This is a genomic window from Marinitoga piezophila KA3 (genome assembly GCF_000255135.1).
Classification (GTDB): domain Bacteria; phylum Thermotogota; class Thermotogae; order Petrotogales; family Petrotogaceae; genus Marinitoga; species Marinitoga piezophila.
In genome coordinates this window covers 1846415-1871865 of sequence record NC_016751.1, presented here as the reverse complement: position 1 = coordinate 1871865, position 25451 = coordinate 1846415, and the positions used below count along the sequence as shown (strand labels likewise).

At 30.1% G+C, this 25451-nt stretch carries 22 protein-coding genes; 7 read left to right on the top strand and 15 right to left on the bottom strand.

Annotated features, from left to right (window positions below; all coding sequences use genetic code 11):
• Nucleotides 1-24 precede the first annotated feature (24 nt).
• From flgM to MARPI_RS08805, 6 genes are read left to right on the top strand one after another with little or no spacing between them, the layout of a single operon-like run.
• Nucleotides 25-312: a flagellar biosynthesis anti-sigma factor FlgM gene (gene flgM, locus MARPI_RS10825; RefSeq protein WP_014297247.1), complete on the top strand. Its 288-nt coding sequence runs from the start codon at nt 25-27 to the stop codon at nt 310-312.
• Between the two features lies 1 nt (nt 313).
• Nucleotides 314-796, top strand: coding sequence for a flagellar export chaperone FlgN (gene flgN, locus MARPI_RS08830; RefSeq protein ID WP_014297246.1), 483 nt, complete (start codon nt 314-316; stop codon nt 794-796).
• Between the two features lie 10 nt (nt 797-806).
• Nucleotides 807-3731, top strand: a complete 2925-nt coding sequence (flgK, locus tag MARPI_RS08825) for a flagellar hook-associated protein FlgK (protein ID WP_014297245.1) — start codon at nt 807-809, stop codon at nt 3729-3731.
• Nucleotides 3732-3748: 17 nt separating this feature from the next.
• On the top strand, nt 3749-4654 hold the full coding sequence (gene flgL, locus MARPI_RS08820) for a flagellar hook-associated protein FlgL (protein WP_014297244.1): 906 nt from the start codon (nt 3749-3751) through the stop codon (nt 4652-4654).
• A 14-nt stretch (nt 4655-4668) separates the two neighbouring features.
• The gene (fliW, locus tag MARPI_RS11200; RefSeq protein ID WP_014297243.1) at nt 4669-5649 is read left to right on the top strand and encodes a flagellar assembly protein FliW; all 981 of its coding nucleotides are present in this window, start codon (nt 4669-4671) and stop codon (nt 5647-5649) included.
• 1 nt (nt 5650) lies between these two features.
• Entirely contained in the window at nt 5651-5890 is a 240-nt protein-coding gene (locus MARPI_RS08805) for a carbon storage regulator (protein ID WP_041638606.1), read from the top strand.
• 29 nt (nt 5891-5919) lie between these two features.
• Here MARPI_RS08805 and MARPI_RS08800 read toward each other — a convergent pair whose 3' ends face one another.
• The 10 genes from MARPI_RS08800 to MARPI_RS08745 all read right to left on the bottom strand — a co-directional run bounded on the left by MARPI_RS08800 (nt 5920) and on the right by MARPI_RS08745 (nt 20926).
• On the bottom strand, nt 5920-8091 hold the full coding sequence (locus MARPI_RS08800) for a methyl-accepting chemotaxis protein (protein ID WP_014297241.1): 2172 nt from the start codon (nt 8089-8091) through the stop codon (nt 5920-5922).
• A 169-nt stretch (nt 8092-8260) separates the two neighbouring features.
• Nucleotides 8261-8614 carry a PadR family transcriptional regulator gene (locus MARPI_RS08795; protein ID WP_014297240.1) on the bottom strand — a complete coding sequence of 118 codons (354 nt, stop codon included), beginning with the start codon at nt 8612-8614 and terminating at the stop codon, nt 8261-8263.
• A gap of 119 nt (nt 8615-8733) precedes the next feature.
• Entirely contained in the window at nt 8734-10389 is a 1656-nt protein-coding gene (locus MARPI_RS08790; protein ID WP_014297239.1) for a nucleoside kinase, read from the bottom strand.
• Between the two features lie 834 nt (nt 10390-11223).
• The gene (locus MARPI_RS08775; protein WP_014297238.1) at nt 11224-11463 is read right to left on the bottom strand and encodes a glutaredoxin family protein; all 240 of its coding nucleotides are present in this window, start codon (nt 11461-11463) and stop codon (nt 11224-11226) included.
• A 141-nt stretch (nt 11464-11604) separates the two neighbouring features.
• Nucleotides 11605-11919: an STAS domain-containing protein gene (locus tag MARPI_RS08770; RefSeq protein WP_014297237.1), complete on the bottom strand. Its 315-nt coding sequence runs from the start codon at nt 11917-11919 to the stop codon at nt 11605-11607.
• 49 nt (nt 11920-11968) lie between these two features.
• A complete protein-coding gene (locus MARPI_RS08765; protein ID WP_014297236.1) occupies nt 11969-13963 on the bottom strand; it encodes a glycoside hydrolase family 13 protein in 1995 nt (664 codons plus the stop codon).
• Between the two features lie 4 nt (nt 13964-13967).
• On the bottom strand, nt 13968-15764 hold the full coding sequence (abc-f, locus tag MARPI_RS08760; protein WP_014297235.1) for a ribosomal protection-like ABC-F family protein: 1797 nt from the start codon (nt 15762-15764) through the stop codon (nt 13968-13970).
• A gap of 2 nt (nt 15765-15766) precedes the next feature.
• Nucleotides 15767-17839, bottom strand: coding sequence for a sensor domain-containing diguanylate cyclase (locus MARPI_RS08755; protein ID WP_014297234.1), 2073 nt, complete (start codon nt 17837-17839; stop codon nt 15767-15769).
• Nucleotides 17840-17918: 79 nt separating this feature from the next.
• Nucleotides 17919-18929 (bottom strand): 6-phosphofructokinase, encoded by a 1011-nt coding sequence (locus tag MARPI_RS08750; protein WP_014297233.1) that lies wholly within the window; start codon nt 18927-18929, stop codon nt 17919-17921.
• A 17-nt stretch (nt 18930-18946) separates the two neighbouring features.
• A complete protein-coding gene (locus MARPI_RS08745) occupies nt 18947-20926 on the bottom strand; it encodes a sodium-translocating pyrophosphatase (RefSeq protein ID WP_014297232.1) in 1980 nt (659 codons plus the stop codon).
• 132 nt (nt 20927-21058) lie between these two features.
• On the opposite strand from MARPI_RS08745, the gene MARPI_RS08740 reads away from it, so the two are divergent.
• On the top strand, nt 21059-21409 hold the full coding sequence (locus MARPI_RS08740; RefSeq protein ID WP_014297231.1) for an STAS domain-containing protein: 351 nt from the start codon (nt 21059-21061) through the stop codon (nt 21407-21409).
• Nucleotides 21410-21461: 52 nt separating this feature from the next.
• On the opposite strand, the gene MARPI_RS08735 is transcribed toward MARPI_RS08740, so the two are convergent.
• The 5 genes from MARPI_RS08735 to glmU are packed head-to-tail and all read right to left on the bottom strand — an operon-like array spanning nt 21462 to nt 25445.
• Entirely contained in the window at nt 21462-21896 is a 435-nt protein-coding gene (locus MARPI_RS08735; protein ID WP_014297230.1) for a hypothetical protein, read from the bottom strand.
• Nucleotide 21897: 1 nt separating this feature from the next.
• A complete protein-coding gene (gene pth, locus MARPI_RS08730; RefSeq protein WP_014297229.1) occupies nt 21898-22473 on the bottom strand; it encodes an aminoacyl-tRNA hydrolase in 576 nt (191 codons plus the stop codon).
• A 7-nt stretch (nt 22474-22480) separates the two neighbouring features.
• Nucleotides 22481-23104 (bottom strand): 50S ribosomal protein L25, encoded by a 624-nt coding sequence (locus MARPI_RS08725; RefSeq protein WP_014297228.1) that lies wholly within the window; start codon nt 23102-23104, stop codon nt 22481-22483.
• 29 nt (nt 23105-23133) lie between these two features.
• Entirely contained in the window at nt 23134-24090 is a 957-nt protein-coding gene (locus MARPI_RS08720; RefSeq protein ID WP_014297227.1) for a ribose-phosphate pyrophosphokinase, read from the bottom strand.
• 5 nt (nt 24091-24095) lie between these two features.
• Complete coding sequence (gene glmU / locus MARPI_RS08715; RefSeq protein WP_014297226.1) at nt 24096-25445, bottom strand: bifunctional UDP-N-acetylglucosamine diphosphorylase/glucosamine-1-phosphate N-acetyltransferase GlmU; 1350 nt, start codon at nt 25443-25445, stop codon at nt 24096-24098.
• Nucleotides 25446-25451: the final 6 nt, after the last annotated feature.

Sequence of the window (25451 nt, the reverse complement as noted above, 5' to 3'; positions counted from 1 at the left end):
CGAACCGTTACTGGAGGTGTAATTATGGATATAAACAGATTAGGCGGAGCTTATCAGCAATATGTAAAAAATGAATCATTAAAAAATGAAAAGGTTGGGAAAAACCATAATTCAAATAGAATAATTAATCAGGATACAGCTCCTGTAAAGTTGTCAGTTGACGGTTCTTCTAAAAAATATATAGAAATGGCCAAAAATGAAATCCCTGATATCAGGGAGAACCTCGTGGAGGAGATGAAAGAGGCCATAGACCAAGGACTATACAAAATAGATGCTGACAAGATTGCAGAAAAACTTCTTGGAGGTTTCTAAAATGCATCAGGATATTGATATAAAGAAAATAATCCACGAGGAGTTGTCTATCCTCGTGGATATTTTTTATTATATGGAAAGTTTAAAGGACAAAATTTTAAAAAGCGAAAAGATTGAAAAATTAAACAGGGATATTTCCCAAATTAGCAAATTGGCTCTCCAGCTTTCAAAAGTTGAAAAGGAGAGGATTTTATTATTTGACAATTTTGCTAAAGAAAAAGGTATTAAAGACTCTTTAGATGATTTTATTGAATATTTTAAAGAAGATAATGAAATGACAGACATACTTTTAGATCTAAAAGATAAATTAGTTGATGTTTCAACGATTTCTGAAGTATTAAAGGAATTATTAAAGGCAAAAATGGAATACAACGATATATTAATAAAGCTATTTATGGAACCTGCAAAACCTGCTCCTACATATAACAAAAACGGAATATATAAAAATGTGGGGCAGTCCAATAAAATTAACTGGCAGGGTTGAGGTGATTTAAATGTCATTATTCGGAACGCTTCACACAGGAATGTCTGGGATATTTACAAACAAAACAGCTATGAATGCAATATCTCAAAATATTGCAAATGCCAATAATCCAGAATACTCCAGAAGAGAAATAAATATTACCACCAATGTTACAGTAACCCAGGGTGGTCTTGAACTTGGAACCGGTTCAAAGATTGAATCCATAAAAAGGGTAAGAGATAAATTTCTTGATGTTCAATATAGAAAATATAACAGTGAATATGGATATTGGAAAACAATGAATTCCAATTTAAATTATGTGCAATCACTTTATAACGAACCATCAGAAGACGGAATAAGAAAGTCTTTTGATGAATTCTGGGGTTCTATCCATAAAATTTTATCTGAACCAACAGTTCCTGAAAATAAAAGGGAATTAATATACAAGGCTCAAAATTTAGCTAAAAATTTAAAGAGTCTATATGTTGATATTGAAGGAGTAAAAGATAACCTGAATTCTGATATAGAATCAATGGTAAAGGATATAAATTCAAAATTAGCAGAAATTTCCGGATTAAACAAACAGATTAAAGAATTAACTTCTGTTGGTATGACTGCCAATGATTTAATGGACAAAAGAGATGCCATATTAGATGATCTCTCTGAAAAATTTGGATTTACCGTAAAAGAAAAAAATGACGGTCAAATTAGCATAATGCTCAAAAATTATGAAATACTAAATGGTGAATATTACACAAAAATGAGCGTAAAAAATATTGACGGAAAAAACTATGTATATATTAATAGTGGACTATTGGAAATAAAAGATGGGGCATTAGGAGCCACCTTCGAATTAAGAGATAATGTTTTAAACGATCAATTAAGTAGATTAGATGAATTGGCTGCAACATTTTATGACACGTTAAATTTAATTCACGAAGAAGGATACGATTTAACAGGAACAATTAGAGGAATGAACTTCTTTAATGAAATACCAGAAGGTAATCTTGCCACAGATAAATTAAGAAGAATTGCTGGAAATATAATGTTAAGTGGACAACCTAAAAACTATATAGATAGCTATTTAAAATTTAATCAAAATACAATAGATGACATAAAAGTTAATTTTGATCTTGGTTCTGCAGAGTTAATAAGTGTGGAAGATGGCTTTGAAGATACTTCTGATTATGTAGCAACAATAAATTCTGGAAACTCTCTTGATACATTAAATACCGGTTCAAAATTCAGAGCCAATTTTAATTATAAATACAGCGCTCAAAATGGAGGATTGCTTACCTTTGCAAATGAAGGTGGTTCAGCTTTTAGTGATCGTCTAATAATAGACTTTAATAGAAATCTCTTTAAACAATTGGGAATTCCAAGTAAGGATATAAACGCTTTAAAATGGACAAAAATTCCTCCTCAGGAAATGCAGGGAATTATGACATTTAAAGGTCCGGGAAATTATACAGAAACCTTAAATCTTGATGGAGTTACATCTTTAAATGATATAGCAAATAGAATTAACACAGATGCTGATGGTGACGGAACAAAAGACGGAGGATTAAAACTTGTAAGAGCTTTTGTAAGAAATGGAGAATTATATGTAGTACCTACAAGCTCTGCATATTCAGATATGAATAACGTTGTAATAGACGATCCAAATGGAATGTTACATGAAATGAATTCATCAAATGTAAATTTATCTGTTTTAGACACTTCGGAAAACTCATTAAAAAATGCTCTTGGATTATATGCATATAAAACAAAAAGCATTGATTTATCAAAATATTCAAATTCAGATACTGTTAGTTTTACAATAAATTATAAAGACTCCACCCCTTCTTATTCTGGAAGTATTACAAAAGGGGCATTAAATGGTTCAACAATTGGTACAAATAATGAATTTCAAATTGTGCAAAATGGAGATGAATTTGAAATATTACCTGGCGCTGATGGTTCGACTTTCAGCTGGGCAAATGTAGATAGCATACAAATAAATATTGGAACAGATACAATAAAAATAGAAAACTTTTATTATGATGAAGACTCTGCTGCAAGAAAAATCGTTTCACAGGGTTGGGCAGCAAATACAACTGCCGCTAAATTAACCTTAAAATCAGATGATGACCTTAAATGGAGAATGGACTTCCTTGATTTTGGCGCATTTATGTCCATTCAGGGGAAAAAGGTCCAAATTGATTTTCATAGAGATACTCTTGATTCATTGGTTAATAAAATCAACGAAACAAATACCGGACTTATCGCTTTTTACACTCCAGGAGGAAGACTTGCGCTTAAAGCAGATAAAACTTTAAATTATGATTTAAAAAATGTAGAAATAAAAGGACCTGAGAGATTGTTTGAATTATTAGGATTATGGAAACACGATGATCCATCACAACCATATTCGGAACATTTTTCATTAATTGATAAAACTATGGATATATCAGATTTAGCAGAAAGATTAAAATATACATCTAAATTTATTTTATCAGATGATACCAGCGTTGCAAAAAATCTAAGTGTAAAGGATTATCTACTTAATAACCCGGATATGCTTGCAATGGACCTTGGAAAAATGGTGGATACAGATTATGACGGAGATATTGACAGCATTATACCTTCCGGGGAACATTCATCGACATTATGGGAAGATGGTTATTTGCTTAAATCTACAAAATTATTATCAGATGGACGCCATGATTTTGAAGATTATCTTTCAGATATAATTACTGATGTTGGTATTTCAGGAGAAAAAGCAAAAAGAATGGAAATAAATAGTGATAGTTTAAAAACGGAATTTTATAATCAAAGAGAAAGCGTAAAGGGCGTGTCGCTTGATGAAGAAATGACAAATCTTATAAAATATCAACAGGCATTTAATGCCGCTGCCAAAGTTATCAATGTTGTGGACAATATGTTAGACAGAATTATCAACGGGCTTATGCGATAGAAAAGAGGTGAGTTAATATGAGAATAACTCAATCAATGATAGCTAACAGAGCTTTAAACGATATAAGGAATTCTATGCTTAAAAGAGAAGAATTAAGTGAGCAGCTTTCCACTGGAAAAAGGGTAAGAAAACCTTCTGATGATCCTGTGGCAGCTGGAAAAAGCAGTTATCTTATGGGAAGAAACAGAGTATTAAATGAATACATAAACAATATAAAAAATACACGTTCAGTACTTGTCTATTATGACACTGCTTTACAGGAAATGCAGGATGTCAATCATAGAATAAAAGAATTAACTGTAAAAGCTGCAAATGATACTCAAACACTGGAAGATAGGCAGCATATAGCTGAAGAATTAAAGCAATTAAAGGATCATTTATATAAAATCGCAAATACACAAATTAATGGAAAATATATCTTTGGTGGAGCTAAAACAGATTTACCTCCAGTAAGAAAAGATAACAATAAAATTATTATAAATACTCCACGAGAAGCAAATGTTCGTGCAAAACTTCCATTAGAACATGTGGAAATAGAATACGGAGTCACCGTTTATGATGTTTTTAGAACAGATTCAGGCGAAACGGTATTTGGAATTTTAGACAGATTAATTGACTCTGTTGAAAATGCCGATAAAAATAGCGATGAAAATATAGAAAGAGATCTTGGATCTCTTGATGAAATATTAAACAAAGTAAATGCAAACCTTGCAAGAGTTGGTAGTACCGATAACATGCTCGAATCAATGGAAAAAAGGTTTGAAAGAGTTGTTGATAACAATACAGATATAATAAATGAACTTATTGGAACAGATATGACAAAAGCATTTAGTGATTTTACTTTAGAACAAAATATATTACAGGCAGCATTAAAAACTACAGCACAAATACTTCCACAATCCCTTGTGGATTTCATTAGATAAGGGGGAAAGACAAAGTGGCATTAAAAATGTATAAAACACGTATAGGAGAAATTGAAGTAGATGATAGCGAAGTAATAGTTTTTGATAAAGGTATTCCTGGATTTGAAAATTTAAAAAAATTCGTTATATTAACTGCAGAGGATACTTATCCAATAATGTGGCTATTATCACTGGAAGATGAACTTGTTGCATTTCCTATTATAGATCCAAAATTAATAAAGGTTGATTATGTTGCAAAGATTCCTGAAAATGTTGTAAAAACACTTGGAATAGACTCACCAGAAGATGCTGCATTATTTGCCATTATGACTATACCTCAGGAAAATCCTGAAAATGCAACTGTAAATTTAAAAGCTCCTCTGGTAATATCCAAAAAAACAAATAAAGGTTTACAGTATATATTAGACGATGAAAATCTTTCAGTAAAACATAGCGTTAATGATGAGATATTATTAAGCCAGAAAATGCTTGAAAGGCAGATAAAAGAAGTTTCAAAATTCACTGAAAAAAAGAAAAAATACAATACAAGATTTGGAGAATTGGAAATTGCAGATGAAGATGTAATTACATTTGAATTTGGAATTCCCGGATTTGAAAACCTCAAAAAGTTTTATATACACTTTTCAAAAGATACATTCCCTATACAATGGCTTTTATCACTTGAAGATGAAGCTATTTCATTCCCTGTAATTGATCCGGTACTTGTACGTGTGGATTACACATTTGATTTACCAAAAGACATGGTTGAATATCTCGAGATTTCCAAACCAGAAGATGCTCAGATATTTGCAATTATGACCATTCCTCAGGGCGATCCAGACAATATAACAGTCAATTTAAAAGCTCCTCTTATTATCTCAAAAATAAATAAAAAAGGTGTCCAGTTAATTTTAGACAATGATGAATATCATTTAAAACACAATGTAAAAGAAGAAATAGAAAGAAGCGACAAAATACTTAAAAATCAGGCACCTGATAATGAAAGGGGTGCGTGATATGTTAGTCTTATCAAGAAAAATAGATGAAGGTATAACAATAATGATAGACAATAAAATTTTAAAATTAAAGGTATTATCTGTTGAAGGGAATGCAATAAAATTGGGATTTGATGGTCCAAAAGACTTTAAGATCTACCGTGAAGAGGTTTATGATAGCATTATGAAAGAAAATATTTCTGCTACACGTGTAGAGGATATTTCAGGTTTAAAAAATATTTTCGATAAAAGCAAAAAATAAAATGGGGCTATCATAAATGCCCCATTTTTTTATATCCTGAATTTCTTTGTAATAGAATGTAATTGTTCAGCTAATTCACTTAATACCTGACTTTCCTTTGCGACTTCTTCTGCTCCATCACGTTCTTCTTCAATTGCCTGAACTATATGTTTTATCTTTTCTGTTATTTCAGCAATACTCTTACTTACATTTGTAACAGCGCTTGCCATTTCTTCTGTTGATGCGCTCTGTTCTTCAGAAGCTGCAGTAATATTTTCTGATAATTGTTTAACCACATCTATCTTTTCTGCAATTTCATGGAACTGTTTATTTGCCACTTCAATAATTTCATTGGTTTTTTCAACCTCTTTCTTAGCCTTTTGAGTGGCTTCATTTGCTGTATTAGCACTTTCCTGAATTTCTTTTAAAATATCTGCTATTTTATCTGTTGCATTTCTACTTTCTTCTGCAAGCTTTCTAATTTCATCAGCAACTACAGCAAAACCTTTTCCTGCTTCTCCAGCCCTTGCAGCCTCTATTGCAGCATTTAATGCCAATAAATTTGTTTGTTCTGTAATGCTACCAATTGTTTCAACAATTTCACCAATATTCTGAGCTTTTCCTGCTAAATCAGAAACTATCTTTGCTACATTAGATGTTTCTTCCGAAACACCTTCCATACTTTTAACAACATCATTCATACTCTTTTGCCCTATATGAGCAAATTCTGTAGTTTCTTCTGCACTCTGACTCATTTCCTGTGTTGATTCAGAAATATTCTGTGAACTTGTTGCTATTTCTTCTATTCCTGAAGATACCTCTTCAACTGCTGAAGAAAGATTTTCTGTATTCTCGCCAATAACCTCTGCCTGAGATGAAATTTCCTGAACATTTGCGCTGTTTTCTTCTGAAACTGCTGCTAAATCAGTTGAAGAAGAATTTAATTTCGTAGAAATATTAATAAGCTCTTTCATTGTATCATTAAGATTTTTAACCATTGAATTTAAACTTCTTCCCAATTCAGCAATCTCATCATTACCTTTTACATCAATTTTAACTGTAAGATCACCTTTAGCAATTTCCGCAAAAGCTCCAACAGCCATTTTTAATGGTTTTAATAAATTTTTTGTAAATACATAACTAACCACTATACTTATAACAATTATTATCACAAGAGTTATAATACTTATTCTAATTAATGCTTTAGCATCTGCTGTACTTTCATCATAATCAATTTCACCAATTAACGCCCAGTTTAATTCTGCATGTTTAAAAGGCATATAAGCACTTATTACCTTTATCCCTCTATAATCTTTAATTATATTCCAGCCTTCTTCACCATTTAAAGCCTTTTGAACAGAAACAGTGTCAACCATTTGCTTTAATATTGTTCCTTCTTTAAACCTTGAATCACTTCGCATTAATTTATCAGGTCCCACAACATATGTTTCTCCGCTTTCTCCCATACCAGCTGATTCATGCAAGACCTTATTTATTTTATTAATTGGCAATTGAACCACAAGATATCCAATTGTGTTTCCCTTACTGTCTTTAATAGAAATACCTGCAAACCCTGCTGGTATCCCATTTGAAGGAGCATAAGATGCAAAATCAACATAGTGCACATTATTATCGTCTTTTTCTTTTAATAATCTCACAAGACTTCCTAAATTTGTATCCTTCCATTTGCCTTCAAGTATATTAGTTGCAAAATCTCTTTCCTTATAATATGTATACGGAATATCCCCATCAGCACTAATTAAGAATAAATCATAAAAACCATATGTATCTATCATATTTTTGACTATTGGATGTAAAACCTTATGTATTTCATTATATTCCTTTAATTCCTGAGCATGCACCCCTGATAATTCTGTCAATTTGTATTTTTCACCAACAGGATAAGGATTATCATCAATAAAAGCTTTTTGTAATATTTCATCAGGTTCTCCTAATTCTTCTATATGATGAAAAGCTTCTTTTAATTCTCCAAGATTTTTAATAAACAAATTTCGCTTAGAATTTAATCTTAGAAAATCATCTACCTGCCCCAAATACATGTTTAGTTCATTTGACGATTTTTTTGAAACCAATATAAGTTTTTCAGCATCAGAGTTAATCATTGAATTAACAGACGATTTAACTGTAAAAAAAGTCAGAGAAATCAGGGAAAGTATTGTTATCCCCAAAACCATAGTGAGAACTTTGCCAGTTAATTTCATACTCTCTCCCTCCTTTTAATCCTTTCATTAAAAATTATAACATATTTTCATCTTTTTGAAACACTTTAATTTTTAACCCGGAGTTGCAATACGGTAAATAAATAAATAAATAAATAAATAAATATGATAAAAAAATAAAAAATAAGGGCTTAAGCCCTTATTTTTTATTTTACAACCTCTCCACTCTATCAATAAACACATCAATTATATGTTTAAACTCTATAAAATCCTTTTTTGAATTTTCAAGGAATAACATTCCATCATGTGTAATTTTATAAATCTTTTTTGATGGACCTGGTTCTGAGGTATCCCAATCTGTAACAACAAGTCCCATCTCTTCCAGTTTTGCAAGGGTTCTATATAAATTACCCATTTGCCCTATACCGTTGAGCATAACACCAAATTCAGAGAGTTTATTTGCTATTTCATAGCCATGAGATGGCTTTTCAGCTATTATTAATAATACAAAGGATTCTATCCAGCCTCTTCTAAACCTTCCCTGTCCTCTACCTCTTCCAGGCATTTAATTACCTCCTACTGAAAAAATTAATACAAAATATTAATTAGCAATTTGAAATAACTTTTATTTACCCAATCATAAAAACTTCATTTTTATTATATCATAAAATTTTTTCAGTAATATTAATATTCAAATGTGCTATCGCCTATAAACTCCCTTAAAACTGAGATATTTGGTACATGTTTTATTGCTGGAAGAGGAAGGAAATAATCTAAGAATCTTAGCAATCTTTTTGCTTCTGTATATTCAGGTAAAGTATTGTCTATTTCAAGCAATAATGGTTCTGCATATAATTTTAGTATTGGCAATTCATATATTAAATATGAATTGAACATAATATCTGCTTCTTCCTGATATGGAAAGATATTTGCTTCTTCACCTTTTCTTACTTCTGGCCATAATTGTAAAGTTCTTAATGCTGTTGCGCCTCTAAAATTATAATCTCTAACTATTCTTCTTATTAATCTTGTGTCTGTTGTAGGTATTCTATTCATTTCATCAAGATTCATCTGTATTAAAGCGCTAACATATACCTTGAATTTTTGATCTCTTGGTATGCTTTCTGTGAGTTTTTCATTTAGACCATGAATTCCTTCAATAATAATAGGTTGATTTTTCCCTGCTTTTACTTTCTTTCCTGTCCACTCTCTTTTTCCAGTTACAAAGTTATATCTTGGTAATTCAACTTCTTTACCTTCAATTAAATCCTTAAGATTTCTATTTAATAGATCAAGATCCAGCGCCTCTATTGATTCAAGATCTTTTTTCCCTTCTGGAGTCAAAGGTATTTTTTCATAATCCATATAATAGTCATCAAGAGATATTTGCAATGGTTCTTTACCGTTTACCTTTAATTGTAAAGCTATTCTTTTTGCACTTGTTGTTTTACCAGAAGAGGACGGACCTGCAAGACATATTAATCTTACATGTTTTCTTTTCATAATTTGATCTGCTATATTTGCATATTTTTTTTCATGAAGGGCTTCTGCTATTCTTATTAATTCTCCACTTTTATTTACACCTTTTGCAATTAATGAATTTAATTCTCCAACATTTTGTATATTTAATATATCAAGCCATTTTTTATATTCAATAAAGGTTGCTGAGAGTTTTGGCAAAGGTTTAAATTCCGGAATCTTATCTGGTGATGATTGATTTGGATGCAATAATACAAATCCTTTGTCATATGCAATAACATCAAATAATTCTATATACCCTGTTGAAGGCGGCATGTATTCATAGAAATAATTTATATACTCGCCACATTTATAAACCTTTACTGTTGTTTTTTTTCTGTATTTAAATAAAATAGCCTTATCCTTTTCGTCATTTTCATCAAAATATTTTATGGCATCGAATTTGCTTAATGTTATTTTTTCAAATAACAAATCCTCTTCTATTATCTTTTTCATTTCAGCTTTTAATTTCTCAATATTTTTTTCTGAATTTTTTACTCCTTTTATTTCAAAATACAATCCGCTACCAATAGAATGATGTACAACAAGTTTTGATTTTTTAAATTTTCTTTTTAATGCAATATATATAATAAATAATAAAGCCCTTCTATATATCCTCATACCTTCTGTTGAAGTTACATCAACTGGTTCAGCATATCCGCTTCCATGAACCTTTTTCCATAATTCTTTAATTTCATTGTTGAATTTTACTGCAAGTACAGTATATTTATTTTTCTTTTGCAATTCTTCAGCTATCTTAAAAAACTGCTCTCCTTTTTTTATTTTAAATTCCCCGTTTTTAGTTTTTACTATATAACTCATCTTATCCCTCCCTAATAATGATTTTATTTATATAAATTGAAAAATTTAGCTTAAAAAATAAAAATGAACGAAGACAAAAATTTCCCACAACGAGGATTTATAAAGAATATAGTCAAGAAAACTTCTTAAAAAGATTCATTTATGCTATTAAATATTTGTATATCAAAAACTTTTTTCGAAAATAGAAATAATAATAATCGCTCAAACGGTAGAAAATTCTAATCCTCAAAAATTCTCGTTCCCGCCGGTCGTTGCAGACTCACATCCATGTTCGTCCTTTTGTGTTGTTGATTAAGAAAAATAAAAACTCCCTCAAACAACTTGGTTGCTGATCCTCGAAAATCACTCATTCCCGGCTGTCGCTTAGATTCTGCATCCCTGCAGAAGCTGCGCTCAAAAAAACATCCTGTTTTTTTGACAGCCTCCATTCGTGATTTTCTCGGGCAACCTGCGAGTTTTCGTTCGTTTTTATTTTTCTCAATCATAGTTGTTTCTCTTCGGAATTTTCAAGTTTTCGCTCATATTATTATTTCTATTTTCTTATTTCTTATTATATTTTATTATATAAGTTAAACATAAAAAACACGAGTAAAAAGGTGAATGAAGGCTTGAAATTTCACCGCCTGAATGAACCTTTTTAGGAGTGTTTTTTATAGAACAAGGATCAGAAATTCTTGCTGTTTGAATGAACATTATTTTTCTTTTTTCTACATCACAAACTTTTATAAAAAAAGGTGACATTAATTATACTACAAAATTTCTTCAATGTCAAAACCTAAAACAAAAGAAGTCCGCTTCACCAAAATTAGTGAAGCGGACTTCTTTTGTTTTAACTTATATTCCAAGCAATCTTTCAATTTTTGCTTTGTCAAATCCTACAATTGTCTGATTTCCTATTTCAATTACAGGAACACCCATTTGCCCTGTTTTTCTCACCATTCTTTCAGCTGCCTTTTGATCCTTTTCAACATTATATTCTTTAAAAGGAATACCCAATTGCTTGAAATAATTTTTTGCTTTTCTACACCATGGACATCTGGATGTTGTGTATATTGCTATTTTTACATGTGGCATTATTATACCCCTCCTTTATATACAATTTGTATATATTTACAGATAATTTATGCCATATTTGGGTTAAATCTAAAAGTCTATTTATGTAAAATTTTTATAAAAATAAAAAAAGCTGCTTTAAAGCAGCTTTAGAATTCAAATTTATTCAACATCATATTCTCTTACAGGGATGATTTTATCTAATTTTACTATTTCAATTACTTTTTTCACGTTTTCATTTCTTACATTATGCAATTCCATTGAACCACCTTTTTTCTTGTAGTTCATAAAGAAATATAATATTCTACCCAATCCACTACTATCTATATAGTCAAGTTTTGACATATCAATAAATATTCTTTTTATTCCGTTTTCTGCTAATTCGTTTAGTTCATCCCTTAATTCTTCTGAATTAGTTATATCAATTCTGCCTTGAAGAAATATTGTTGCACTGTTTCCATAAATTTCTTTTTTCATGTTTTTTCCTCCTCTCATTTTCCTTTATACATATTATAACACATTTTTATTATTTTCCAAGAAAAATAATAAAACTTTTTTTGTTTATTGTACCTTTTATACTCCCGTTTTCCACATTTATTTCATCAATTTCATTATTTTTTATTGATATGCCTTTTTTCATTTTCTTTTCTTTTACTTCGCATAACCATACTGGAATTTCAAAGTCTTTATCTTTATCTGATATATTCACAATTACAACAATTTTTTCGTCATTATTCCATATTCCATAAGAAACAAAATCCTTTTCCCATTTTAAAAATTCTATTGAACCATTTCTCAAAACCGGGTGTTTTTTATAAAAATCAATTACTTCTTTAAAAAAATTCAGTTTTTCCTGCGATTCTTTTTCCTTTAATTTATCCCATGGAAATGTTCTTCTATTGTCAGGATCTGTCCAGCCTGGCAATCCTATTTCATCACCATAATATATTCCCGGAGAACCCGGCAATGTAAATAACATTATAATTCCAATTTTAAAGATATCCCAATCTATACCTTTTTCAGCTTCCTCTGGACCTAAGGAATAACTCCTTCCTACTTTTTTAGTAGTTCTTGTTGCCCATCTTGAATGATCGTGATTGCTCAATTGATTCATGGACAAATATTTTGAATTCATTGGCATTTGACTCCATGCCCAACGCAATTGTTCAATAAACCATTCAGAATTTCCCAACAATTCTGGCTTGTAATCATCATTATGTTTTTCCATACCGGTTAAAAAGTAACTTATAGGATCCATAGCTCCAATATAATTCATTATACCATCCCATGATAAATTCTCAATCCATTCTTTAGGAGATTCATAATCTTCAGCAAATATTATGCTTTCAGGATTTTTCCTTTTTACAATTGTTCTGAAATATTTCCAGAAATTTTTATTGACCTGTTTTGTTTTTCCTAAATCTCTTGCAACATCTAATCTCCAACCGTCAGCATTATACGGATATGAAACCCATTTTTCCCCGATTTGAGATATGTATTTCCATAGTAATAATGTTTTGTCGTAATTTAACTTCGGAAGTGATTTATATCCCCACCAGCCTTCATATTCATTATTTTTGTCCCAATAAAAGTATTCGCTTTCTGGCACTTCTTTGTTATTTGCAACGCCAACATCTTCACCATATATTTTATATTCATTTACCCATTTATGATATGAACCACAATGATTAAATACACCATCAAGAATTATTTTTATATTTCTTTTATGAGCTTCTTCAACTAATTTAGCAAACAGTTTATCACTGGCTTCAAGATTTTTTTTAGATGTTGTTCTTATTTTGTATTTTTCTGTTAAATCCTCTGTATCTTCTACTATTACTCCTAAATGGGGATCTATATGTTCATAATCCTGTGTATCGTATTTATGAGGACTTGGAGATACAAATATTGGATTTAAATATATTACTTCTATTCCTAATTCCTTCAAATAGTCCAGTTTATCTATTATTCCCTGTATATCCCCACCATAAAATTCTGTGTGTCCTTTTGTAGGATGTGGATATTCATTCCATTCTTTTTTTCTTATTTTTTCACCATCATATATATATTCGCCATCTACTGGATCATTTGTTTTGTCTCCGTTGTTAAATCTATCCGGGAATATTTGATAGTAAATTGCTCCTATTGACCATTCTGGCACTTCAAAATTTGGAATTATAATAAAATCTTCTACGTGCCTGTGCTCAACTATTCCTCTCGAATCGTATTTTATTGTTCTGTTATCGTTTTCAAAATGTATTTCAAAATGATAGCGTATAATCCTTTCTGTTAATTTAAACTTTGTACTGAAATATTTAAAGTATTCATCTTCTTTTTCAAGGTGCATTACTGTATGTTTGTATTTATTATGATGCTTTTGAACAAGAAAATTTAATCTCCCCTTTACTTTACCATATTTTTTTGGTATTCTTATTTTTATTGTTATTTCGTCACCAACTTTGGGATTTACTGGCATTAAAAAGTTTTCGCTTTGATCGGAATATATTCCGAAATAATTCATGCAATCATCCTCCAATTTTTACTAATTCTTTTAGTTCTTTATTTATTTCATCTTCTTCTAAGGTTATTTCATCCATTCTTTTTTCAAGTTGTTGTTTTTCATTTTCAAGTTCCATTAATTTTTGATAGTTTTGAGAATATTTTACCATTTCATTTTCAATTTTTTCAATCTTTTCTATTAATTCTTCAAATTCTTTTTCAAGATTTATTTTTTTTCTTTCCAGTGTTTTTATTCTATTTTTTATCCTTTTGGCTTCTTTATATTCAAGATTCTCAGAAGAGGATTTTTTTATTTTAAATGTTTCATTTTGCTGTTCGTTTATTATATCTTCAAATTTACTATACTCTTTAATATACCCGTTTTTTATTACAAAAAATCTATCTGTTATGTTTTTTATTAGTTTCTCATCATGCGAAACCATAATAATTGAACCTTTAAATTCTTTTAATGTTTCTTCAAGGGTTTGAACTGTAAAAATATCAAGATGATTGGTAGGTTCATCAAGTATAAGCACATTTGGTTTTTGAAGTATTACTTTTGCCAGCGCAAGTCTGGTTAATTCCCCACCACTGAGATTTTTAATACTTTTAAATACATTATCTCCCGAAAAGCCGAATCTTCCAAGATATTTTCTTACTTCAAAATCCTGCCACTCAGGTACATCTTCCCATATTACACTCATAATATCCTTTTCTTTTCCCAAAGAAGAAATAACCTGATCAAGATATCCGATTTTTATGTTATATCCCCAATTTATTTTCCCTTTTTCAGTTTTTAATTTTCCCATTAATAATTTTAATAATGTTGATTTTCCAGAACCGTTTTTTCCTATTATTGTTATTTTTTCTTTTTCATTTATTTCAAAGGATATATTGTTTAAAATTGTTTTTTTATCATATGAAAACTCAAGATTTTTAACTTCCAATACTTTATATCCCGTTCTTTTTGGTTCAGGAATCTTTATTTTTATTACCTGTTCTTCTTTTAAGGAATCTATTTCTTCATATTCTTTAAGTAATTTATCTCTTAACATTTCCCTGAACTTGGCCTGTTTCATCATTTTTTCGGTTCCCCATTTTCGGAAACGCTCTATCATTCTGTTTAATCTTTCTATTTCCTTTTCCAGATTTTTCTTTCTATTTTCTATGTTTATAAGCATATTTTCCCTTAATTTTAAATATTCTTCATATTTTCCATGAAAATCCCATAATTTAAAATTATTTATTTCAAAAAAGCGATTTGCTAATTCTTTTATGAATTTTCTGTCATGAGAAACAAATATCATTGCACCTTTGTAATTTTTTAAATAATTTATCAGCCAATTAATAGAATAAATATCAAGATGGTTTGTTGGCTCATCTAAAATTAAAAGATTATAATCTCCAGCCAATACTCTTCCTAAGGCTAAACGCGTTAATTCTCCACCACTTAATGTGCTGATTTTTCTATTCCACTCTTCTTCCTCAAATCCCATTCCTTTTAATACAGAACGAACTATTTTATTTTTCATTTCTTCTTTTATATTTGATTCAATTTCTTTTAAAACGTATTCATATAGATTTAAATCCATTTCGTCTGCTCTAAATTGTTTTAAAAATCCTATTTTTAGATTTTTGTTTTTTATTATATTTCCTTCTAATGGCTCTAATTCATCATTTAATATTCTTAATAATGTTGTTTTTCCTGAACCATTTGGACCTATTAAAGCTATTCTATCGTGCTCATAAATTGAAAATGAAACATCGTAAAAAAGATCTTGAGTACCAAAATTATACGATATATCCTCAACTTTTAGTAGCATATTTATTCCTCCGGCTTTTTTCTTTTATTTATATACATTCTTTTATCAGCAATATCAAGTAAAATATCAATGTTTTTTCCTTCATCTGGATATATACTATATCCAATACTTGAACTTATATTTATTTTTATATCCTCAAAAATAAACGGTTTTTCTTTGAAAACTTTTTTCATTCGTGAAATAAATGATTCTATTCCCTCTTTATCTGTATCCATTAAAGCGACGGTAAATTCATCTCCGCCTATTCTTCCAAATAAATCGCTTTCTCTAATCATTGAGGAAACCTGTTTTACAAAGAATTTTAAAACTTCATCTCCTACTTTATGTCCATATGTATCGTTAATATGTTTAAATTTATCTATGTCTATATACAACAATCCCATTCTACTGCTGTTGTGTCTTGACAGGTATGACATCATCATTTTCACTCTTGAAAAGAATGCCTGCCTGTTGTATATCCCGGTTAAATAATCAAGTTCTGCTGATTTTTTCAGCTGTAATTCAAGGAATACTTTTAAAATTAGATATTCAAGATTACTTTTTATTATATTGGCAAAATTAAGATCTATATCTGAAAATTTCTTTTTTTCATCAAAGATATCCAGTGTAAGTAAGCCATATAATTTTCCTCTTAAATAAAAAGGTATGATTAAACTCTGTTTTATCTCTTTTAATCTTCCGTATTTTATAAGTAATTCATATTCGTATTTTGGTGGAATATATATATCATCCCAATCATCTATAATTATTGGCTTTTTTATGCTTAGCGGTAATTCCGGGTACTTTATTTCTTTTAATTTTTCAAAGTTATACCCCTGAACAGCTTTATATGTGAATATTCTTTGATTTTCCTCTATTGTAAGTAAACTACCTGCTTCTGCAGATGGGATAATATCTATTACCGTATCCAATATTAATTGATACATACTTTCATTCCATGGTTTTGTCAGAATTTCATTGTTTAGATTAAGAAATTTTGTTGCGAATTTTGCATTGTATTTTAGTGTCTCAAGATATTTCTTTTCTGCTGTTATATCAAGCCCTGAGCTAAATGTCTTATCTATATTTCCATCTTCATCTAGTAAATATGTATTATGCCAGGATATATTTAATATTTCCCCATCTTTTGTTATTATTTCGTTTTCAAAATACTCTACACCCTCAAGCTCACCGGACATTATTTTATTAAAAACTTCTTTTACTTCATCTCTAATATTTTCCGGTATAAAATTTTCAAACCAATTTTCTCCTATAACCTCTTCTTTTTTTACTTTTAATATTTCACAGGCTTTGAGATTTAAGTCTTCTATATTTCCATTTTTATCAAGAATAACATACATTACCTGTGCATATTCAAAATACATTCTGAATTTTTCTTTTTCTCTATATAATTGTTCTTCAAGTTTTTTTCTGTCAGTTATTTCATGATCAATTTCCTGGAAATAATATTCACCATTTCCTTCCTGAACATTTATTGCATGAACTTCAACCCATTTTATTTCTCCATTTAATGTTTTATATTTCCTTTCATACGGTTCAATTTCTTCTTTATTATCCAAAAGTTTTTTTATTTTATTTACATGTTCATAATCTTCCTTAAAGACGTGTTTTTCAACTTCCATCCCAACCATTTCTTCAGGTGAATTATATCCCAATAATTTTGCTGCTCTTGGATTGGCTTTTATTAATTTTTTGTCTTTACCCCAGAAAAATATGGCCTCGTTTGAACGCTTAAATATTCCGTTGAATGTTTTTTCTAATTCAAAATATTTTTTATAGAATTTATACAATCCAAACATCAAAAATACTGTTCCATATATAATTAAAATATTTTGCCAGAAAAAGATATTAAAAGGTTTAAATTCATTTATAATTTCAAGGGTGTTTTCTACTAAAAACATTATTATTCCGGCGGTAAAAAATTTATTTACATATTTTACAGAAAATGCTGCTAAAAAAACAAGTAATATGGAAGTTAAACCTTCCATTATATAATAAGCATAATTAATATTAATAAAAGATATTATACTTATTATTAACAGAAATAGAAGAAAATAAAAATGTGGTTTTTTCATTTTATCACCGCCTTCTATCCATATTATACCATAAAAAAATATTGGACAGCTGTTAAGCTGCCCAATATTTTTTACTTAATTAAAAGAATATTTTAGCCATATCATATATTTTTGGTTCAATATCTTTATTTTCTAACAATTCTTTTGAGAATGGTACATCTGTAATTTCAAATCCTTTTAAAGATAAAGCTACATTAACTTTTCCTTTTTTAACATATTCTATTGCCGCTGTTGAGAACATTGTAGCAATAAGCCTATCAAATGAAACAGGTGCTCCACCTCTTTGCATGTATCCAAGGTTTACATTTCTACATTCCACTGTTGGTAATTTTTCTTTTATATATTTTGAAATTATGTCTGAAGGGGTTGAACCTTCTGGCAACTTTTCTTTTATATCCTTTAATTTTTCGTCAAGAGGGCATTTTTCTTCAACTACTACTATTGAGAATTTTTTTCCTTCATCGTATCTTTTCTTTATGTTTTTTAATAAATTTTCCGGATTAAATTCAATTTCTGGTATAAGTATATAATCAGCTCCTCCTGTTAACCCTCCTATTGTTGCAAGCCATCCTGCTTCATCACCTGCAACTTCAACAACAATAACTCTATGTCCTGCACTTGCTGTTGAATGAAGTGCATCCAATGTTTTAGTAACAGTTTCCAATGCTGTAAAGAAACCTATGCTAAAATCTGTCCATGGAAGATCATTGTCTATTGTTGCTGGAATAACTACAGATGGCATACCTTCTTCAGAAAGCTTTAAAGCTATTGATGTTCCTGTATGCCCACTCATAATAACAAAAGCTGTAATCTGGTATTTTTCAAAATTATCTTTCAATTTTTTAAAGTCTTCAGGATTTTTTGTGGGATCGAATTTTGAAGAACCTAAAATAGTTCCTCCTCTTTCCAGGATACCCGAAACGTGTTCTTTTGTCATTATAAATACCCTATCTTCAATAAATCCCTTAAACCCATCATATACTCCAAGTACTTCAATATCTTCAATTGCAGATTTTCTTACTAAAGCTCTAATTGCAGAATTTAATCCCGGACAATCTCCACCTACATTCAAAACAGCTATTCTTTTCATCTTAATCCCCCTTTCATTTATTGAAAGATTTTTATTAATATAGGAATAACAACAATAGAAACTATAGACATTAATTTAATAAGTATGTTAATAGCAGGGCCTGCGGTATCTTTAAATGGATCTCCTACAGTATCTCCAATAACTGCTGCCTTATGTGCAAATGAACCTTTACCGCCAAATTCGCCTGTTTCAATATATTTTTTTGCATTGTCCCATGCACCACCAGAATTTGCCATGAATATTGCAAGCATTACACCTGATACTGTTGTTCCAACTAACATACCGGCTACTGCCTCTTTTCCAAGTATAAAGAACATTATTATTGGCATAAATACAGCTAATAATGAAGGTAATACCATTTTTTTCAAAGCGCCTTTTGTTGCTATGGCAACACATGATGAATAATCAGGATCAGCTTTTCCTTCCATTAATCCTACAATTTCTCTAAATTGTCTTCTTACTTCTTCAACCATTATTTCTGCAGCATCACCAACAGCTTTCATTGCCATTGATGAAAAAAGAAATGGTAACATTCCACCAACTAATGCACCTATAAATACCTGCGATTTTGCAAGATCTATTATTTCAAGGTTTACAACCTTTGTATATGAAGCAAATAATGCTAAAGCAGTTAATGCAGCTGAACCTATTGCAAATCCTTTACCTATTGCAGCTGTTGTATTTCCAACTGCATCTAAAGCATCGGTTCTTTCTCTTACATATGGTTCAAGCTCTGCCATTTGTGCAATACCACCTGCATTATCGGCAATAGGGCCATATGCATCTATTGCTAAAGTAATTCCAAGTGTTGCAAGCATTCCTACACCTGCAAGCGCTATTCCAAATAATCCAAGAAGATTATACGATACTATTGTTGCCAGAGATATTAATATTACAGGAATAGCTGTAGATTCCATACCAACAGCCATACCATTTATTAGTAATGGCGCAGCTCCGCTTACTGCACTTTTAGCAAGATGTTTTACAGGTTCTTTTGCTGTATAGTATTCTGTTATTGAACCTATTAACATTCCCACTACCATCCCCAGAAATATAACATAAAAAGGTTTTAATGTCTTTAAGAATATTAATGATAGAAAAAATACTCCTATTAATGTGAGTATATTTGCTATATACATTCCAAAATGTAAAGCTTTTGAAGGATCTACATTTTCTTTGTCTTTTAGATTAAAATTAAACACCAAAATTCCTATAATTGCAGATATTATACCTATTGATACTACAATAAATGGAAATGTTGCACCTTTTTCGCTGAATAATATAACCCCTAATGCAGAAGCAGAGAATATTGAACCTACAAATGATTCATATAAATCTGCTCCCATTCCAGCAACGTCACCAACATTATCACCAACATTATCAGCAATAACAGCTGGATTTCTTGGGTCGTCTTCTGGAATTCCTGCTTCTGTCTTTCCTACAAGGTCTGCACCAACATCTGCAGCTTTTGTAAATATACCTCCTCCAACTCTTGCAAATAACGCTACCAATGAAGCTCCCATTGCATAGCCACTCATTGATATGGTATCGCCATTTGTGAGATAAAAAACGAGTCCTAAACCAAATAATCCCAATGAAGCTACTGTCATTCCCATTATAGCTCCACCATTAAATGCTATTTTTAATCCATTACTCAAAGAATGAATTGCTCCCTGAGCTGTTCTGGTATTTGTTTTTGTAGCAATACTCATACCAAAGAAACCTGATAAAACTGATAAGGTTGCACCCAGGAAAAATGCAAGCGCCATCATCCAGCCATTGGTAAGTCCCAATAATATAAATATTATTCCAACAATTACATAAAGGATTTTATATTCTGAAATCAAAAATGCTCTTGCACCTGTCTGAATGGCACCAGAAATTTTTTGCATTTTTTCGTTTCCCGGTGAATTTTCAAGTACTTTAAAGGTTAAAAAGATTGTAAATACAATCCCCACAAGACCAAATACAATTCCGCTTAGATTTAGTATTGTCATTTTGCCCCTCCTTTTCATTTTGTTATTTTTTATAGAAATATTATATCATAAATTATATAATTATTTCACTTTTTTTGTTTATTAAAGCAACTGATTTTATAGACGATATATTTAATGTCGGAGGTGATGGAAATGAAGAAATATTGTGATATAGAAAAATTTAATAATTATTATCTTTTAAAATTTAATGATAATTTGAATATAGAAAATGGAAAATTTGTAAAAAAACAATTAGAGGAAATTTTAGATATAAAGGATAGTAATATTATTGTGGATTTTTCAAATGTATATTATATGGATAGTAACGGACTTGGAATAATTATTACTTTAATTCAAAAAGCCAGACATTTTAATAATAAATTGATTTTTATAAATATAAATTCTATGATTAAAAATATCTTAAAAATTACCAAGGTTATTAATCTTATGCTTATTTTAGATACAATAGAAGAAGCTAAACGTTATAGTAAAACTGCTATTTAAATTTAATATTTATAAATCCCCTCTATCTGGTTTTCCAAATAGAGGGGATTTTTTATTTAAGCATTCTTTTTAATTTTTTTATAATCTTTTCTATTGCTTCCATTTTATCTATATCGTTGTTTTTTCTGGCTGCCTCATATTCTTTAGATAAATAATATAATGTTCTTTCAATTACTGTTTGCGTATCTCGTATTTTTGAGTTTTCATCTTCTTTAAATATTAAACGCTTTGAATGTATAGGCCCTTCTGATAATACCCATGTTTTTACCCCGCTAATTTCAACCGAGGATTCCATAAATTTTGAATGGTTTTTAAAAAAAAGTTTTGTAGTAAAGAATTTTATCGTTGTTTCATTTACTGGAGAAAGATGAAATTTCATAATTTCCTTCATGCATTTTTGACAATATCCAATTTCAGTCATTATTCCGTCATAATCAAATTTCTGGACTATTTCCGCTTCATTGGTTTTGCATAATTGACATTTCAATTTAATCATCTCCAGTTAAATCACGATTGTTATATTTGTTCATTGCATCTGTTATTTTTCCTCCGAGAATAATGTTTATTGCATCTACTGTTTTATCTATTACTTTGTATAATTTATACATTTCTTCATTTGTAAACTCACTTAATACATAATCTGCAAGGTCTATTCCTTCTGGTTTTGGCCCTATTCCAACGCGTATCCTTGGAAAGTCTTTTGTACCAAGTACGGAGATAATGGATTTTAATCCATTATGGCCTCCAGCAGAACCATTTGGTCTTATTCTAATCTTCCCAAGATCAATGGATATATCATCATATATTACCAGTATATTCTCCGGTGATATTTCTTCTATATAATTTTTCAGTTCAAAAAACACCTTTCCGCTTAAATTCATATATGTAAGCGGTTTTATTAATATTATATCATCATTTATATATCCTTCAAAGGTGTTTTTTTCAATTTTTTTGAATATCTGCTTATTTAACTCATAATATCTATCGATAACCAAAAACCCCACGTTATGCTTTGTAAAGACATAACGTGGGCCTGGATTACCTAATCCTATTATTATTTTCATAGTTTAATTAAGCTTCTTCTCCTTCTGCTTCTTCTGTTTCTTCTTCACCTGTTGTTTCAGCTGCTCTTGGTTCTGTAACAGCTATAACAACTTCTTCTGGGTCAAGTAATACATCTATTTCTTCAGATATGTTGAGGTCTTTTACTGTAATATGATCTCCAAGATCTAATTCTGAAATATCTACTACGAATTTTTCTACAATATCTTTTGGTAATATTTCAACTGGTAATTCGTGGTAGTGGATTTCTAACATACCGCCTCTTGATAATCCTTTTGCTTCACCTGTAAATTCAATAGGAATGTTAAGGTGCATTTTATGTCCTGCTGATGGAACATAGAAATCAATGTGAATTGGTTTATCTGATACTTTGTGTCTCTGTAATGTCTTTAAGAATGTTGTTACTGAATATGTTTCACCATTTTCCTTTTCAATGTTTAATTGAATAGGTGTTGTTTCTTCAATTTTTTCAATCATTAAGAATGCATCAACAGAAGAAACCTTTAAAGCAATATTTCCGCCTTCTAAACCAGGTCCATAGACTATAGCGGGAATAAAACCTTCTTTTTTGATGTGATTTGCTTTTTCTCCTTCTTTTCTTTCAATAGCTTTTAGCTGGTATACTTTTGCCATTTTAATCCCTCCTATGTTAATAAATTATTTTATTTAAAGAGTATACTTACTGATAAATTATTTTTGATCCTTGCAATTGTTTCACCGAGAATTGAAGATACGCTTAATACTTCAAATTTGTCCGGCAAATCATTATGATATATTGTATCTGTAACATATATTTTTTCAATTACTGAATTTTGTAACTTTTCCTTTGCATTTTTGGAAAGAACTCCATGAGTTGCACACGCTATAACCTTTTTAGCGCCATTTTTTACGAGCATTTCTGCTGCTCCAACTAACGATCCTCCTGTATCTATTATATCATCAAATATTATAGCTACTTTATTATTTACATCACCAATTATATTGACTATCTCTGCTACATTATCTTTTGGTCTTCTTTTATCGAGTATTGCAAGTGGTAAATTCATTTTTTCTGCAAATTTCCTTGCTCTTTTTACTCCACCAACATCTGGTGAAACAACAACGGAATTTTCTTCATCAAAATCTTCGCATTCATTTCTAAAATAATTTACAAATACAGGAAATCCCATAAGATTATCAACAGGTATATCAAAGAATCCCTGAATCTGTTCCGCATGCAAGTCTATTGTTACTATTCTTGTTGCTCCTGCAACAGTCAATAGATTGGCTACAAGTTTTGCTGATATTGGATCTCTACCTCTTACTTTTCTGTCCTGACGCGCATAACCAAAATATGGAATTACAACAGCTATTGAATTTGCTGATGCTCTTTTTAATGCATCAATCATTACAAGTAATTCCATTAAGCTTTCATTTACAGGTGAAGAGGTTGACTGAATAACAAATGTATCAAGTCCTCTAACTGTTTCACCAATTCGAAGATTTACTTCACCATCAGCAAATCTTCCAAGTTCTACTTCACTTAATCTTGTTCCAAGATACTGAACAATTTTTTCAGCTAATGGCTGATTAGCTGAACCGGAAAATATTTTAATTTCGTGGGCCATTGAAAAAGGCATAATTTTTACTCTCCTTTCTCCCTCTTATTAAATACCCAATTTTCTTTTGTTACCTGCCTTGCTCTTCCAAGTGCAAGTGAACCTTCAGGTATATCTTCTGTTATTGTTGAACCAGCACCTATTAAAACATCATTTTCTATTTTTACTGGAGCTACCAATGCTGTATTGCTACCTACAAAAACTCTATCTCCAATAAATGTTTTATGTTTATTTTTTCCATCATAATTACATGTAATTGTTCCAGCACCTATATTTACATCTTCACCTATTGTCGCATCACCAAGATAGGTTAAATGTTGTGCTTTTGAACCTTTACCCACTATTGTTTTTTTCGTTTCAACATAATTTCCTATTTTTACCTTTTCATTTAATACTGTTCCGGTTCTTAATCTGGAGTATGGCCCAACGGATACATTATCTTTCAATATAGCATCTTCACATTCTGAACGTAATATTTTCACGTTATTTCCTATTTGACAATTATTTATTCGTGTCATAGGACCTATTTCGCAATCTTCACCTATTTCTGTTTTTCCATATATAAATGTCATTGGATAAATTATTGTATCCTGCCCTATTTTTACGTCAGGACCTATATATACTGTATCGGGATCTGTTATTGTAACTCCGTTTAGCATTAAATTTTCAAGTATTCTTTTTCTTAATATTTTTTCAGCATTTGCCAGCTGAATTCTATTATTAATTCCCAACGCTTCTGAAAAATCTTCTAAAACATATGTTTCCACATTTTCTAGCATTTTAGGAACATCTGTTAGATAATATTCACCTTGATTATTATTTGGTTTTAACTCTTTTAATGCATTTTTTAGCTTATCTCCCTTAAATATAACGAAACCTGAATTTATTTCTTTTATTTTCTTTTCTTCTTCTGATGCATCAGCATCTTCTACAATATTTATGAACTTTCCATTTTCATCTTTTACTATTCTACCATATCCAGCAGGATTATCTAAAATTGCGGTTAGAATTGTAGCATCTGCATTTGTATTTTTATGTTTATCAATTAACTTCGACAATGTTGAAGCGGTAATTAATGGTGTATCTCCATATAATATTAATATATCTTCGTCATTTAAAAATTCTTCAGCTGACATTACAGCATGACCAGTTCCCAATTGTTCTTTTTGATAATATATTTTTATTCCTTCTGGAAGTATTTTTTCAACAAGTTCTCCTTTATATCCAAGAACAACTCCTATTTCTGTAGGATTTAATTCTTTCGCAGTATCTATTACCCAATTTACCAATTCTTTTTCAAGAATTTTGTGCATTACCTTTGGATATTTTGATTTCATCCTTTTTCCAAGACCAGCTGCCAGAATTAATACTTTCATAGCACA